General features: G+C 62.6%; 14 protein-coding genes. 6 read left to right on the top strand and 8 right to left on the bottom strand.

The features are described 5' to 3' along the window. The first annotated feature begins 2 nt into the window (after window positions 1–2). Entirely contained in the window at window positions 3–1,391 is a 1,389-nt protein-coding gene (gene pmbA, locus Thiofri_RS13045; RefSeq protein ID WP_009149759.1) for a metalloprotease PmbA, read from the top strand. Window positions 1,392–1,410: 19 nt separating this feature from the next. Here pmbA and msrB read toward each other — a convergent pair whose 3' ends face one another. The 5 genes from msrB to Thiofri_RS13020 all read right to left on the bottom strand — a co-directional run bounded on the left by msrB (window position 1,411) and on the right by Thiofri_RS13020 (window position 6,513). Next, window positions 1,411–1,821, bottom strand: a complete 411-nt coding sequence (msrB, locus tag Thiofri_RS13040; protein WP_009149758.1) for a peptide-methionine (R)-S-oxide reductase MsrB — start codon at window positions 1,819–1,821, stop codon at window positions 1,411–1,413. Further along, window positions 1,811–2,299, bottom strand: a complete 489-nt coding sequence (locus tag Thiofri_RS13035; RefSeq protein WP_009149757.1) for an acyl-CoA thioesterase — start codon at window positions 2,297–2,299, stop codon at window positions 1,811–1,813. The genes msrB and Thiofri_RS13035 overlap by 11 nt, the downstream gene beginning before the upstream one ends. Next, a complete protein-coding gene (locus Thiofri_RS13030) occupies window positions 2,299–3,192 on the bottom strand; it encodes a transglutaminase family protein (RefSeq protein ID WP_009149756.1) in 894 nt (297 codons plus the stop codon). The genes Thiofri_RS13035 and Thiofri_RS13030 overlap by 1 nt, the downstream gene beginning before the upstream one ends. Further along, window positions 3,189–5,837 (bottom strand): circularly permuted type 2 ATP-grasp protein, encoded by a 2,649-nt coding sequence (locus Thiofri_RS13025; protein WP_009149755.1) that lies wholly within the window; start codon window positions 5,835–5,837, stop codon window positions 3,189–3,191. The genes Thiofri_RS13030 and Thiofri_RS13025 overlap by 4 nt, the downstream gene beginning before the upstream one ends. A gap of 151 nt (window positions 5,838–5,988) precedes the next feature. Beyond that, window positions 5,989–6,513 carry a methyltransferase family protein gene (locus Thiofri_RS13020; protein ID WP_009149754.1) on the bottom strand — a complete coding sequence of 175 codons (525 nt, stop codon included), beginning with the start codon at window positions 6,511–6,513 and terminating at the stop codon, window positions 5,989–5,991. A gap of 162 nt (window positions 6,514–6,675) precedes the next feature. Here Thiofri_RS13020 and Thiofri_RS13015 point away from each other — a divergent pair, with 162 nt between their 5' ends. Both Thiofri_RS13015 and Thiofri_RS13010 read left to right on the top strand, forming a co-directional pair. After that, on the top strand, window positions 6,676–7,263 hold the full coding sequence (locus tag Thiofri_RS13015; protein WP_009149753.1) for a CIA30 family protein: 588 nt from the start codon (window positions 6,676–6,678) through the stop codon (window positions 7,261–7,263). Window positions 7,264–7,428: 165 nt separating this feature from the next. Then, window positions 7,429–8,697: a lytic murein transglycosylase gene (locus Thiofri_RS13010; protein WP_009149752.1), complete on the top strand. Its 1,269-nt coding sequence runs from the start codon at window positions 7,429–7,431 to the stop codon at window positions 8,695–8,697. 38 nt (window positions 8,698–8,735) lie between these two features. Here the strand turns inward: Thiofri_RS13010 and Thiofri_RS13005 are convergent, their stop codons facing one another. After that, the gene (locus Thiofri_RS13005; protein WP_009149751.1) at window positions 8,736–10,211 is read right to left on the bottom strand and encodes a DUF2867 domain-containing protein; all 1,476 of its coding nucleotides are present in this window, start codon (window positions 10,209–10,211) and stop codon (window positions 8,736–8,738) included. A 197-nt stretch (window positions 10,212–10,408) separates the two neighbouring features. Here Thiofri_RS13005 and Thiofri_RS13000 point away from each other — a divergent pair, with 197 nt between their 5' ends. Further along, window positions 10,409–10,999: an NUDIX domain-containing protein gene (locus tag Thiofri_RS13000; protein WP_009149750.1), complete on the top strand. Its 591-nt coding sequence runs from the start codon at window positions 10,409–10,411 to the stop codon at window positions 10,997–10,999. Beyond that, complete coding sequence (locus tag Thiofri_RS12995; RefSeq protein ID WP_009149749.1) at window positions 10,996–11,817, top strand: secretin N-terminal domain-containing protein; 822 nt, start codon at window positions 10,996–10,998, stop codon at window positions 11,815–11,817. Before Thiofri_RS13000 ends, Thiofri_RS12995 begins: the two co-directional genes overlap by 4 nt. A gap of 40 nt (window positions 11,818–11,857) precedes the next feature. Here the strand turns inward: Thiofri_RS12995 and Thiofri_RS12990 are convergent, their stop codons facing one another. Further along, on the bottom strand, window positions 11,858–12,304 hold the full coding sequence (locus Thiofri_RS12990; protein WP_009149748.1) for a hypothetical protein: 447 nt from the start codon (window positions 12,302–12,304) through the stop codon (window positions 11,858–11,860). 151 nt (window positions 12,305–12,455) lie between these two features. On the opposite strand from Thiofri_RS12990, the gene Thiofri_RS12985 reads away from it, so the two are divergent. Then, window positions 12,456–14,114, top strand: a complete 1,659-nt coding sequence (locus Thiofri_RS12985) for a bifunctional metallophosphatase/5'-nucleotidase (RefSeq protein WP_009149747.1) — start codon at window positions 12,456–12,458, stop codon at window positions 14,112–14,114. 65 nt (window positions 14,115–14,179) lie between these two features. On the opposite strand, the gene Thiofri_RS12980 is transcribed toward Thiofri_RS12985, so the two are convergent. Next, window positions 14,180–14,665 (bottom strand): hypothetical protein, encoded by a 486-nt coding sequence (locus Thiofri_RS12980; RefSeq protein WP_009149746.1) that lies wholly within the window; start codon window positions 14,663–14,665, stop codon window positions 14,180–14,182. Window positions 14,666–14,871 lie beyond the last annotated feature (206 nt).

Below are 14,871 nucleotides of genomic sequence, written 5' to 3'. Positions count from 1 at the left end.
CCATGACCCAATCCCCCATCCAATCCCGGGGCCAAGCCCCGGCCACTCCCCGCACTATCGACCAAAACAGCGAGCAGCTCGCCGGCTTGCGCCAAACACTCGAGGATTTGCTCGCCGAGGCCAAGCGCTGCGGGGCCAGCGCGGCCGAGGCCGCAGTGACCAACAGCAACGGCCTTGAGATATCAGTGCGCTTGGGCGAGGTCGAGACAGTCGAGCATACGCGTGATCGCGGCCTTGGCATCACCGTCTACTTTGGCCATCGCACCGGTTCTGCCAGCACCTCCGACTTCAGCCCCGAGGCGGTGCGCGATGCGGTGCAGCGGGCTTGCAATCTCGCCCGTCACACACAAGAAGACCCCTGCGCCGGCCTGGCCGATGCCGCGCTCATGGCCAGTCAGGTGCTGGATCTCGACTTGAACCACCCCTGGGCGCTATCGGTCGATGACGCCACCGCCCTGGCCATCGCCTGCGAGGATGCTGCCCGTGCTACCGACCCGCGCATCGTCAATTCTGAGGGAGCCAGCCTCTCGACCCATTCTGGCCTGAAGATTTACGGCAACAGCCATGGCTTCATCGGCGGCTATCCGAGCACTCGCCATGGCATGAGTTGCGCCGTGGTTGCCAGTCAGGACGACAGCATGCAGCGCGATTACTGGTGGACCAGCGCGCGCGCAGCCAACGAGTTACAAGCCGCCACCGAGGTGGGCCGTGAGGCGGCACGGCGCACGGTCGCGCGTCTTGGGGGGCGACGGCTCGGCACGCGCAAGGCGCCGGTGCTTTTTCGCGCCGACCTGGCTTCCAGCCTGCTGCGTGCTCTGGCCGGGGCCATTAACGGCGGAAATCTCTATCGTAAATCGAGCTTCCTGCTCGACCAGCTCGGCAAGCGGATTTTCCCACCCTGGGTGGAAATTTTTGAACAGCCGCATCTGCCCCGCGGCCTTGCCAGTGCGCCCTTCGATGGCGACGGACTGGCCACCCAGGCGAAGCACTTTGTCAGCGGTGGTGAACTCAAAAGCTATGTGCTCGACCACTACTCCGCCTGCCGTCTGGGTCTGACCAGCACCGCCAATGCGGGTGGACCGCGCAATCTCGCCATCACCATGGGCGAACTTGACCGCAAGGCCATGCTGCGCGAACTCGGGACCGGCTTGTTCGTCACCGAGCTGATGGGGCAGGGGGTCAACATGGTTACCGGAGACTATTCGCGTGGTGCCTCTGGCTTTTGGGTTGAGAACGGCGAGATCCAGCACCCGGTCGAAGAAGTGACCATCGCCGGCAACCTCAAAACCATGTTCGAGAACCTGGTTGCGGTCGGCAACGACTGCGACTACCCCGGCAGCACTCGCACCGGCTCCTGGCTCGTTGAGCGCATGACCATCGCCGGCGATTGAGGGGTGAGCAGAGTCTCGCTTAGTCGGGGTCCGTCACTGCGGGCATGAAGTGCAGCGAAACTGAATTAATGCAATAGCGCTGTCCTGTCGGTGCCGGGCCATCCGGGAACAGATGTCCGAGATGGGAGCCGCAGCGCTGGCAATGGACCTCGGTGCGAAGCATCCCGTGGCTGCGATCCTCGCGCGCAGCCACGGCGTTTGGATCGATGGCGTCAAAAAAGCTCGGCCAGCCGGTGCCGGAGTCAAACTTTTGTGTTGAATCAAACAGCGGTTCGCCACAGGCGACACAGGCGTAGCGACCGGCATCCTTTTTGTCCCAGTAGGCGCCCGTAAATGCAGGTTCCGTACCCTGCTTCCGGCATACCCGGAACTGCTCTGGCGTCAGTTCCTCCCGCCATTGGTCGTCAGTCTTCTCGATGTTATCGCTCATCGAAGGGGTCTCCCGTGGTGGTGCGATGAACAGCTCGGCACTCCAAAGCCTGTGCAAGGGTCTTGGGTAAAGAGATGGGTTTTTGTCGCTTGGGGTCGATGCAACAATGCCGGGTCAAGCCGGTCGCGGCAAGCTTGTTGCTGTCATTCAGACAGCGGTAGGCGAGGGTGAAACGGGTCGCTTCGCGCTGGCTCAGAGCGAGCTGAACGCGGATGCGCTCGCCATGGTGCATCGGGGCGCGGTAGTCGGCCTCGGCATGGATCAGTGGTAGCAGGATCTCGCCCTCGCGGATGAGCATATCAACCGGGAAGCCGAGTGCTTCCATCCAAAGTTCGTAGGCATCGTGCAGGTGTCGAAACAGATGGCCGAAAAATAGCCGGCGTGCAGCGTCCGTGTCGTGCAATGCGACGCGAAACTGGTATTCAAACGGCTCGCAACCCACTGAGCTGTCAGGCTGGACTTGGGTGGAGACTGGCATTAGCAGGCGGCATCCGTCGGCTCGATGCGATCAACATCGACCGCAACTGTGAGTTCATGCTCGCCACCCCCGTAGAAGACGCCGCGCACCGGGGTGACGTCCTGGTAGTCGCGCCCGATGGCGGTGGTGATGTGTTGCTCGCCGATCAGGCTGTCGTTGGTGGGGTCGAAATCCACCCAGCCATGACCGGGCACGAAGAGCGAGAACCAGGCGTGGGAGGCGTCAGCACCGCGCAGTTTGGGCTGTCCGGGTGGTGGCAGGGTTTCGAGATAGCCGCTGACATAACGCGCGGGCAGACCCAGACCCCGAAGCGCGGCTATGCCCAGATGGGCAAAGTCCTGACAGACCCCGCGGCGGTGGGTGAGTACCTCGCTGATGGGCGTGGCGATGGTGGTGAAGCTCGGATCATACTCGAAGTCGCTAAAGATGCGATTCACCAACTCGCGCGTGGCCTCGAACAGCGGGCGACCGGGCGGAAAGCTCGCCTGCGCAAAGGCGACCGCATCCGGCTGCTGTGGAACGGCGGGCGAGGGCAGGGTGAAGGCTCGCGCCGCCAGATGCTCGGCGTCCGAGTTTTCTCGCAGTCGCTCGGGCACGCTGTCCCACGGCGGGTCGGCGTTCGCGGCGGGCACTGGCGGGATGGCGATCTCCACTTCGCTCGCGGCGCTGATCTCGAGCATCGAGTGGGACTGCTGTAGTGAGAAGTAGCTGACTCTGTTGCCAAAAAAGTCTTGATGTTCGCGTGTGACCGTGGGCCAGGGCGTGACGCGCAGGCTGGTATTGATCACGCGCTGATGGTCCATGGACCTGGGTTTGAGATGAGCGATACTGTGGCACAGGGAGACAGGCGCCGCATAGGCATAGCGGGTGACATGACTGACGCGGTATTTCATGTGCGGCTCCCGTCTGTGGGTGGTTCGTAATTGCCGCGCGGGTCGATCAAATAATGCGGCTGCTCTTCGTGGCGGAAGTATTGCGCCGTGAGCGCGTTGGAGAGTCCCGCCAGGCCGTTTTCGATGCCAGTCAGCAAGCGATAGAGCGCATCGCGCTGGGGCTGGACGTTATCTGCCGCTGGCGCGGCCTGGCTGAGTTGGTCGAGTTCGGCCAGGCGCAGGTCGGTGACCAGGCGCAGCATGATTTTCTGCGCCTGACTGCGCTCGGGCTGGTTCTGGGTGCGCGGCATGTCATCGACAAGCTTTTGTAGTTGCACCAGCTGAAAGGCCAGGGAGCGCGGATTGGTCTCGTCCTGACACACCAGGTCAAGCAGTGCTCCAACCCGGGTGCCAGCGCGGTAGCGGCGGCGGTAGGTGATCAGGCTGTCGGTCACGCCCAGCACGGCCTCAATGGCCAGGGTTTCGTCCGGTTCGCCACTCACGGGCACCAGGGTGGCGCGCAGCAGAGCGGCGATGTCGCGGCCACGTTCGAGCCGACGACCGGCCTCCAGAAAGTGCCAGCCTTCGTTGTGGGTCATGTTCTCGTTGGTCAACGCGGCAAAGGCGACCAGGAAGGTGACCAGTGGGTCGAGCACATCCAGCACGCCATTCAGGGCCTGGGGTTGATGTTCAGTGAGTGCGTGCAGGCTTTTTTCAATGGCGTTGACCACCCGCCAAGTGTCGTTCGACAGCCGATCACGCACCGACCAGGCAGCCTGTCCCAGCGCTTGCAGGGTTTGCGGCAGTGCGCCGGCGCGCTCGGCATTGGTGATGAGGGAGAGCATTTCCTCAGTGGGTTGGGCCAGACGCTGTTCGGCGCCGTCGCCGACAAATCCTGGATAGGTCTGGCTTTGGTAGGTGAGTGCCTGTAGCAGCAGGTTCAGGCAGCAGGAGTTGTTGACCTCGGGCTCGAAATTGAATCTGTCCCCGAGCTTAATCAATGTGACCCGCAGCAGCCGAACCAGCCCCTCGGCGCGCTCGGTGTAGCGGCCAATCCAGAACAGATTGTCCGCCACCCGGCTCGAGACCTCGCTTTCCTGCACAATGGCCGGCGCGCCGCGCTCGCCCGGCACCACCAGGCTTTCCTGGCGCTCGGGCTCGGTGGCCAGTACCCAGGTGTCCTTGCCGAGCCCACCGAGCTGGTTGGAGACAATGGGCGTGCTCTGGTTCAGCGCGACCCGGCTCAGGCCGCCGGGCATCACTACATAGCCGTCCTGATCGGCCACCAGGAAACTGCGCAGGACAAAGGGGCGCGGTTGCAGACGCCCCTCAATATAGGCCGGCGTGGTGGAGGGTTTGGTGACCTCCTGGCCAACGAAAAACGCGGGCTCGGCGCGAATGGTGGTGATCAGCGCAGCGCGCTCAGGGCCAGAAAGATCTTTGCCCAGCCAGCTGCGCGGGCTGCCTAGACCGCCGGTCTGGCGGATGGCAAGCTGGCTGAGGTTGTCAATCACCTGCTTTTGCGCCTCGGGATCGCCGCACCACCAGGTGCCCCGCTGCGGCAGCTGTAGCTCCTCGCCGAGCAGATGCTGGCATAGCCGTGGCAGCAGGGAGAACAGGCCGGGATGCTCCAGCACACCGCTGCCAAGTGCGTTGGCGACGGTTAAATTGCCGGCGCGCACGGCTGCAAGAACACCGGGCACGCCGAGCAGAGAATCCTCGCGCAGCTCGAGCGGATCGCACCAGAGATCATCAACTCGCCGGATCAGGGCATCGATGCGTTCCAAGCGACCCAGGGTGCGCAGCCAGAGCGCGCCGTCACGCACCGACAGATCGCTGCCCTGCACCAGGCCGTAGCCGAGATAGTTCGCCAGATAGGCGTGCTCGAAGTAGGCCTCGTTGCTCGGCCCGGGGGTCATGAGCGCAATGCGCGCCTCGTCCGGCTCCCCCGGTGCCAGCCGGCCGAGTGCGCGGCGCACGGCGCGGAAAAAGCCGGCCAGCCGATGCACATGGGAGTCGCGGAACAGGCTCGGTAGCACGCGCGAGAGCACCACGCGATTTTCCAACGCATAGCCGGCGCCGGATGGGCTCTGGGCGCGATCATCGAGCACATACCAGCGCCCCTGGCCGTCGCGGGTCAGATCGGCGCCATAGAGCACCAGCGGCTGGTTGTCGGCAACCTCTGCGCCGACACAGGGCAGCAGATAGCCGGGGTAGCCGTCGATCAGCTCGGGCGGAATCAGTCCTTTGCGCACCAGTTGGCGCGGTCCGTGGAGATCGACCAGGATTTGGTTGAGCAGCTCGGCACGTTGGTTGAGTCCGCGCTCAAGATCGGCCCATTCGTCGCCGCGCACCAACAGCGGGATGGGGTCCAGCTCCCAGGGGCGCGACATCCCGCGCGGATCGCCGTAGACGTTGTAAGTGACGCCATTATCCCGCACCAGCCGGCGGGCCTCGCGCGAGCGCGCGGCGATACTGTTGGGTCCCAGGGTGCGCAGGGACTCGAGCAGATACTGCCAGTGCGGTCGCAGGCGACCATCGCCCGCGCGCATCTCGTCGAAGCTGCTTGGCAACGGCAGGTAATGATCGAGTAGATTTGACGGCTCGTTGGCGTCGCCGGCTGCTGAAGCCAAAGCCGTCGCGGTGACCGGATCGATTGCGGACATCTTAAATTTCTGGCCTTGGGGCGGCTGGTGGTCGGAGGCGATGGGGGAGGTCGGGGCGGCAGGGCGCTTGCGCCCTGGCCGCCAGGCCGGAAATGGGTGATGCTGCGACCCGGTTGGGCGTTGCGTTCAGTCCCTAGTGGATCCAGGGTGTTTAGTAGATCCAGGGGACGAATTTTCGCACTCTTTGGGCATAGCCGGGATAGTCCGAGTGGCGCTCGGTCAGCCAGGCTTCTTCCTTGCGCGCCTTATGATCGAAAAAGACAAAGCCGGCGATCAGTACCAGCAGATGCGACAGACTGAGATTGTAGAGCGTCCAGGCAAAGGCGGCAAAGAGCTGACTCGAGTAGAGCGGATGACGCACGATACTGTAAACCCCTGTCTGCACCAGTTGATTGTGATCAACCGGGTAGGGCAGGGGGGTCAGGTACTCGCGGATGTGCAGTGAACCGAAGCCGGCAAAGAGTATGGCCACCACAGCGGCGGGAATCACCAGCGGCAGCAACCAGGGCCGCAGGGTCGCCAGTAGCGCGCTATCGACGCCCGGATGCCAGGCTGGCATGATCGCAAAAATAAGTATCAGCGCGAACTGAATCGCCACCAGATACTCGCCACGATGGCCTTTCAGGCTCTGGCGCAGGCGGTCAACGAATGACGGAGGGTTGGATTCTTGAGACATGATCAGGAGGCGAACTCAGTGGTTTGGTCGGCAAAGAATGGGGCGCGAGCTGGCCCTGCCAGGGGCTTTTGTCAGTTCGGGGTAAGGCGCGCCGGGTCTCTGTCTGCCAGTTTTAGAATTGGATTTTTGTTCATTGTAGCCCTGTTGGCGAGGGAGGTTGGTATGGCGGATGAACGGGGGCCAAGCGCCGGGCTTTCCGGCGATGCACCAGAGGCTGGGCTCGAGCGGCCGGCACAAGGCTGGCTAATCGATGATTTTCGCGATGCCGGGCGCTCGCAACTCGGCACCTCCTGGCGCGTCGTCAGTGATCAGGTCATGGGCGGCGTCTCGAGTGCGCGCATGCATCGCATCCAGAGCGGCGACCGTGATGCTTTGTGCCTGGAAGGCGAGGTGAGCCTCGAGAACAACGGCGGCTTCGCCCAGATCAATCTGGATTTAGCCGCCGATGGTCCACTCGACGCCAGCGACTACTCAGGCATCTGGTTGGTCCAGCGCGGCAATGGCGCGGACTATAGCCTGCATCTTAAAACCTCCGCGACCCGCCTGCCCTGGCAGTCCTATCGTGCCGGTTTTACCAGTACCTCCGACTGGACTCTGGTGCGGCTGCCCTTCGCGGATTTCGCGCCGTATCGGATCGACCGCCCACTCGATCTGGCGCGGCTCAAACGGCTCGGGTTGGTTGCCATTGGCCGCGAGATGACCGCCGAGTTGTGTGTCGCCGAACTCGGATTTTATACCGAAACCCTTTGAGATTTCGGCTCGTTCTGGGTCGGGTGACGGCCACGGGGACGCCGTGAATACTTCCCTGTAGGCTTCCCGGCGGCGTCCTGCCGCCGAGACCCCGTGGCCGTCACCCGACCCAAAACCGAAAATCAGTTTGCGATTTGTATATCCTGAAAGAAAAGGAGGTGTTCAATGAAGGTTTGGAATCCACGGCAGTTGTTGCCGCTTGCTGCGCTCTTGATGCTATTTTCGCCCCTGTTGCCAGCGCAGGAACAGGACCCGATACCGGAGCTGACACCAGAGCCTGCACTGAAACCGAAACTGGAACAGGCACCTTGCGGCGGATCTTTCGCCGACTGGCGTCAGGGTGTCGCCGCCGAAGCCCGCGCTCAGGGCCGAAGCGAACAGGCGCTGGCGCGGCTTGCCGCCCTGTCGCCCGATCCCAAAGTGCTGGCGCATGACCGCTCTCAGGCAGTGTTCACCCAAGACTGGCTCACCTTCGCCGGGCGCATGGTCAATGGCTACCGCCTGCGCCTTGGGCGTGAGCATCTGCGCGATTGGGCCAGCACTTTTGCCGAGGCCCAGCAGCGTTACGGCGTGCCCGGGCCGGTCATCACCGCCTTCTGGGGGCTGGAAACCGACTACGGTCAGGTGCTCGGCGATTTCGACACTCTGCGCGCCCTGGCCACCTTGGCCCACGACTGTCGCCGCGCGGCCTTCTTCCGCCAGCAGCTTCTGGCGGCGCTGGAACTGCTCGATCATGGCGATCTGGCAGCGAATGAATTCAAAGGCGCCTGGGCGGGCGAGATCGGCCAGATTCAGCTGCTACCGTCCGATTATCTGCGCCTTGGAACCGACGGCAACGGGGATGGCCGCATCGATCTGCGCGCCACCAAGGCGGACGTGATACTGACCGCCGCGCGCCTGCTCCAAGACCTCGGCTGGCGCGCTGGCGAGCCCTGGCTCGAAGAAGTGCAAATCCCCGAGCAACTGCCCTGGGCCGAGGTCGGTCTCTACAACCGCCTGCCGCGCAGCCGTTGGGTTGAGCTTGGCGTGCGCACCGCCAGCGGCTCCCAACTGCTGGCCGATGGCTACGCAAGCCCCGAGTTACCCGCCGCGCTGCTGCTGCCGATGGGCCGCCACGGCCCGGCCTTTCTGGCCTATCCGAACATGGACGTCTTCCTGGAATGGAATCAGTCCCTGGTCTACGCCACCACTGCTGCTTACTTTGCAACCCGCCTGGACGGTGCCAGCAAGGTCAACCCGCGCGCACCGGACCCCGGCCTGTCAGGTGAGCAGATGAAGCAGCTACAGCAAACACTCAAAGACCTCGGTTACGATGTCGGCAAAATCGACGGCATTCTCGGCGCCAAAACTCGCGCAGCCGTCCGTGCCGAACAACTCCGCCGCAACATCCCAGCCGACGCCTGGCCAACGCCGGCGTTGCTTCAGGTGCTCTGATTGAGGATTTGATGAAATTAGAGTGGCGCCGACAACTCTCAACTAGCCCGCTGGCAGATCTCGCGCGCGGTGCCGCTGAAGATGACCTTATGCGCGGGCTCAAAGCTATACCAGTAAAGTAGGCCCCAGACCCCGGCGGGGTGCCAGTAAGCCGTCAGATTTAATCGGGTGCCACCGTCGGCGCGCGGTTCCAGCTCGAATTCCAGCATGCCGGCGCCTGGTGCTTTCATACCAAAGGCTAGGCTTAGGCGGCGTTCGGGCTCAAGGCCAATCACCTTCCAGGAGTCAATGCGGTCGCCGACGCGCAGCTCGCTTGGGTGGCGGCGTCCGCCGCGATGGCCGGGGCCGCCGGCGAGCCAGTCGAGCCGCTCGCGCAACTGCCACAGCCCATTGAGATAGTAATAGCCGGTCTCGCCACCAATGGCGGTCACGACGCGCCAGACGGCGGCCGGTGAGGCGCTGGTTTCGGCCGAGCCGCCGGCGCGTTTGGCATAGTAGGCATAGTCAATACGGTGATTGCGCACGGAAAAGGCTCCTTCAACCCAACGGGTGGTGATGCGATGCTCGCGCTCGGCGGCAAAGGCTGCCTCGACCGCTTCGCGAAAGCCGAGCAGCCGCTGCGGTACCAGGCGGCGCAGTTCGGCATCATCAGCGGTGAAATCGTGCTTTAGCCCTTCGATCAGGGCGCGCGCCACATTGATTGGCACCGAGGTGATCAGTCGCAGCCAGTAAGACGACAACTTGGGCGAGAGCACCGGCACCGGGATGATCAGTGGTGGTCGCCGTCCGCCGGCCTCGGCCAGAATGCGCATCATGTGCTGGTAGGTCAGGGTCTCGGGGCCGGCGGTGTCGTAGATGCCGCCGCCGGTCTCGGGCAGGCGCGCCAGCTCAACCAGATAGGTGAGCAGATTATCAAGCGCGATGGGCGGGGACTTGGCGCGCACCCAGCGCGGGGTAATCATGATCGGCAGGTGATAGACCAGATCGCGCATCACCTCAAAGGCCGCCGATCCGGGGCCGACGATGATGCCCGCGCGTACCTCGGTCACCGGGACGCTACCGCGCCGCAGCACATCGCCGGTGTCGCGGCGCGAGACGATATGTTCGCTTGCGGCATCCTCGGGCACCAGGCCGCCGAGATAAATAATGCGCTCTACGCTGGCCTCGGCGGCCGCAGTGGCAAAATTGCCGGCGGCTTCCAGATCGAGCTGCCCGAAGGATTTTCCGGCGCCCATGGAATGCACCAGATAATAGGCGATTTTCGCACCCGCGAGCGCGTCGCCAAGAGACTCGGGCTTGAGCGCATCGGCGCTGACAAACTCGGCCTGGTCCCAGCCGCGGGATTCTAGCGTGGCCTGATTGCGCGCGCTGGCACGCACCCGCATGCCTTGGGCAAGCAGCTTGGGCACCAGATGGCCGCCGATATAGCCGCTGGCGCCGAATACCAGGCACAAGCCGGGGTCTGCCCGTGCCGCCGCGCGCTCATTGGTTGTTTCTGCAAGGCTCTCGCTCATGGTCGATCCTCATTCGCGCAATGGCTTTGGTTGGTACCTTGCCATGGCGCGCGGCGCTTGGATAGTCCCGACAGGGCGGCCTATTGCCGACTGGCTCGGTTGCCGCGTGCTGGGGAGCCTTGAGTGATGATATGGTTGCTTCGACAGCCGGTCCTGACTCCCGGCGCGTTCTGGCGACAACTCAATCAGGAGCAGCCATGATGGCCAATGATGAAGTGACAGAGCGCCAACTTTGCTACCAGGGCCGGGTGGTGGATGTGTTTCGCGAGCGGGTGCGCCTGCCCAATGAGGCCCTGGTGGAGCTCGACATTGTCCGTCATCCTGGCGGCGCGGCGGCGGTGGCCTTGGATGATCAGGGCCGGGTTTGCCTGCTGCGGCAATATCGCCATGCCGCTGGCGGTTGGCTGTGGGAGTTGCCCGCCGGCAAGCTGGACCCGGGTGAGTCGCCGCGCACCACGGTCGAACGGGAGCTGATTGAGGAAGCCGGCATGGCGGCTGCGGATTGGGTGTCGCTTGGACGGCTGCACAGCTCGCCCGGGGTGCTGACCGAGGTGATTTATCTCTATCTAGCGCGCGCGCTTAGCCCACGTGCCATGTCCCATGAGCATGGCGAGCTGATCGAGGTGCATTGGGTCGCACTTGATACGGCGCTGGAGCGCTGTCAGTCCGGCGAGATCACCGATGCCAAAACCCTGATCGGGCTGTTTCGCGCCGCCGCTTTGCTAAAAGGTCCGCAGGCGCACAGCCTGGTGGTTGATAATGATTCGGCAACAGGAGAAACAGCATGAACATCCGCACCTCTCGTCGCGGCTGGGCCGGATGGCCCGGTCTGTTGGGGCTTTGTCTTGGCTTGCTGATGACGGCGTCCAGCATACCGCTGGCTAGGGCCGCTGACGGGCGCGACTTTGCCTACCTGCCGGTCTATTCCCAGCCGGCCGAAGATCTGCTCGAGGTGCTGCGCCCCATGGCCGGCGGTGGCTCGGTGATGGCGCATGGCAACCAGATTATCGTGCACGGCACCCAGGCGGAGATCGCGACGGTCAGCGAGGCGCTGGAGCGGCTCGACCAGCCGGCGCGGCGGCTGATGATCGAGGTGCGAGTGGCCGAGAATTCCGTCGGACAGCGCTCAGGCCAGCATCTCAGTGGCTCCTGGCAGCGCACCGATGGGCGCGATCAAGTCAGGATTAACGCCGGGGCGCGCGAGATTCACACCCAGCGTCAGGGCGATATGGTTCAGCGGGTGCAGACACTCGACGGCCGCCCGGCGCTGATCCGCACGGGCCAATGGCGCCCGGTCGCCAATGCGGTCGCCAATCCGGTCGGTGTCTTCGTCGAACAGGGGTATCAGTCGATCGATACCGGCTTCTACGCGCTGCCGCGCGCCCATGGCGATGAGGTCACGGTGGAACTCTATCAGCAGGACGAACAAGCTCTGCCGAATGGGCGCATGCGCGGCGGTTCGGCGCGGACCCAGGTGCGTGGCTATCTGGGCGAGTGGCTGGATGTTGGCGGCCAACAGCAGTTCGAGGAGGAAGGTGTCAGGCGCTGGTCGACCCAAAACCAAGGCGAGCGGCACCTGCAAATGCGGGTCCGTGCGCTCGATTGATGGCGGCTGGCAAGGACTCCTTCCGTGTCGCTCAGCCGCATCAGGGCCGGCGCGACAGATCCGTCATCGCCTGGTCATAGCGTTCGCCGAGTGTGTCGCGCAATCCGGCAGCTTTAGCGCCATCGCAGCCGCCGAGATCCCGCAACCGCGCGAGAAAATCGGCCTGCATGCGTGCTTGGGCATCGCGATAATAGCCCTCCGGAAAGTAGTCGTCCTGCACGTCGATCACCGTCAACCGATAGCGGCTGACCAATTCTTTGTTCAGGTTCTCACTGCGCCGGCCGGACTGATCCATGCGGCAGCGTCGGTTGTAAAAATCAAGCTCATAGGCGGCCTCGACCGCATTGACCAGCATGGCCTCGGTGTGTTCGTCAAGCGGCTCGGCGAATGCCGGCGCGGCCTGCATCAGCACCAGCAGCAGTGCAGCAGCGCACTTCCGGGGCGAAGAGGCATGTTCTGTGATCAGAGGGCGTGGAGTCTGCGGCATGAGGGTGAAAGTTCCGGGATGATCGCTGACGGATGGACGGATGCTTGCAGATAGACGCCTGCAATTGGCAGCGGCAGGTCGTAGATGGCAACTATACCTGAACAGCTCGCGCCCTAATACTGACTCCGCTACCCCTAACCAGGAAATACCCATGCACCGATTGTTCCCGCTGTTATTAACGACCCTGTTGGCCTTGGGACTGCCGATCCATGGCTTTGCGAGTGAGGCTCCGGCTCGTCGCGTCACCGTGCTTGCGGTTAACGACATCTACCGCATCGACGGCGTTGATGAGGGCGCTAGCGGCGGCATCGCGCGCATCCGTAGCCTGCGGCGGGAGCTTGAGCGGGAAGATCCCAGCCTGCTGGTGCTGCATGCCGGCGATCTGCTGTTTCCGTCGATGCTCAGCCGACGCTACAACGGCGCCCAGATGATTGACATGCTCAACCGTCTGGACGGCGACGCAGACGCCTTCGATGAGCGCCTGTTCGTGGTGTTCGGTAATCATGAGTTCGAGAAGTCCAAGGCCGAGCAGGCCCCGATTCTCGCCGCTCGGGTAGACGAGTCCCGCTTTACCTGGGTGAATTCCAATGTCCAGTTCGTCACTGGTGGCGAGGACGAGCCGGTTGTTTACGCACCCCATTTGCAGCGCGATGTGCTCGTTGACGTCAACGGGGTCAAGGTTGGACTCTTCGGCCTCACCACCGATGTCCTGGTGCCAGAGTATGTGAGCGCCATCGATGATCCGGTGGCGGTCGCGGAGGAGCGCAGCGCATCGCTGCGCGCTCGCGGCGCTGAGTTGGTGATCGGGCTCACGCATTTGGACATGGCCACCGACCGCCAGTTGCTGGAGCAGCTCGGCGAGCGTGGGCCGGACATCATCTTCGGCGGCCACGAGCACTTTCGCCAAAGCGCGGAGGTCGACGGGCGGCTGGTGGTCAAAGCCGACGCCGACGCCCGCACCGCAACTGTCGCCCGCATCGACGTGCCGGCATCCGGGCGGCCAGCGGTGACGTTCGAGTTCCGTCACCTGGATGAGACCATCCGCCCGGATGCGGAGACGCAAGCCTCCACCCGGCAGTGGATGTCGCGCTTTCAACAGGAGTTTTGTGCTGAGCAAAAGGACGCACCCAACTGTCTCACCCAACCCTTGGGACGCACTGCCGTCAAGCTGGTAGGCGAGGAGTTGCAGATCCGCAGCATCGAGACCAATCTCGGCAATTGGGTGGCGGACCAAGCCCTGGAGGCATTTCGCGACCAGGGTGCGCAGATTGCCCTGATCAACTCCGGCAGTCTGCGTCTGAATCAGGATCTACTTGCCGGCAGTGAGATTGCAAGGGCGCATCTCGCCGAACTGTTTGCCTTTCCGAGTCCGCTGTTCATGATTCGCATCTCCGGGGAGACCTTGCATCAGGTGCTGCGGAAGTCGATTGACGGTTGGCCAGGGCATGGCCGCTGGCTACAGGTAGCGGGCCTGGCATTCGTGCACGACAGCGTCGAAGGGCGAGTTGATGATTTGACCTTGCTTGGCCCAGAGGGGCCACGCGCGATTACCCCGGACGAGGAGTTACTGGTGGTCACCAGTGGTTTTCTGCTTGATCCGTCAATTGGCGATCAGGACGGATACCGGATGCTGAACAGGACACAGATCGTCGACACACAGGCCGCAGCGCCGGATCTGGTCAATCTGGTGGTGACGGCCTTGGTTGCGGCCAACGAGGCGGGCATCGATCCCGCAGTCGAAGGCCGCATTTGCAACCGTAACGCCGCGACCGAAGCCCCCTGTTTGGCAATCCAGCAAAGCGAGCGCTGAGGGGCAAGAACAATAATCACAAAACCAATTCTTTGTTGCGCCCTGTCATCGCCCGCCTGCTCAGGTTAAAACTGATTGGTTTTTTCCGGCTGATACTGCCAAATAAAGGTCAGTGTCTCGTTGTCCTCGTCGAAACCCAGTACCTCTATCTTGCCATAGTGCTGGCCGTCTGCGGTCAGAAAGCAATAACTGTGGCCCACCTTGATGTCAGAGGGTGATAGGGCGGGCTGATAACCCGTTTTCGGGGCTTCCTTGATCTCTGCGAGCGACATTTCACCCATGTCGACGACCCCAGCCTGACCTGTGAACTTCTTGGACAACTTGGTGTTGTTTGTTCCGATTCCATGGGGTAAATCGAGCATGAAATCGGTTTCTGCTGTCAGTTCTCCCCGCGATTTAGTGATCTTGCCGAGATGAAAACTGAATCCAGAATGCGACACGTCAAAGTCTTGCAACACAACCTCTTGGTCCGCAGCATTAACAGCGTTAAACAGACCAAGCAATACAAGTACCGCGAGCATTCGTGAAAAAGATTTGGAGAAACAGATCATAAGGTATCCTTAATTATTAATTGGGGGAGAAGACACACAAATAACGGCTAGCAGAGAAGGTCCTGCAAACGAATTAGGCAGGAATTGTTCTTGTTGAGTCTGTAGAGATACTACCACAACCAAGGATATCGCCGTTTGTTTTTTATTTCACTCCGGTGAAGGTTAATGCCAACATGGTGATGTCGTCCGATTGCTCAGCTCCGTCG

It is taken from the genome of Thiorhodovibrio frisius (genome assembly GCF_033954835.1).
GTDB lineage: Bacteria > Pseudomonadota > Gammaproteobacteria > Chromatiales > Chromatiaceae > Thiorhodovibrio > Thiorhodovibrio frisius.
The sequence above is the reverse complement of the archived record's forward strand: the minus strand, read 5'-3'. Positions and strand labels throughout refer to the sequence as shown.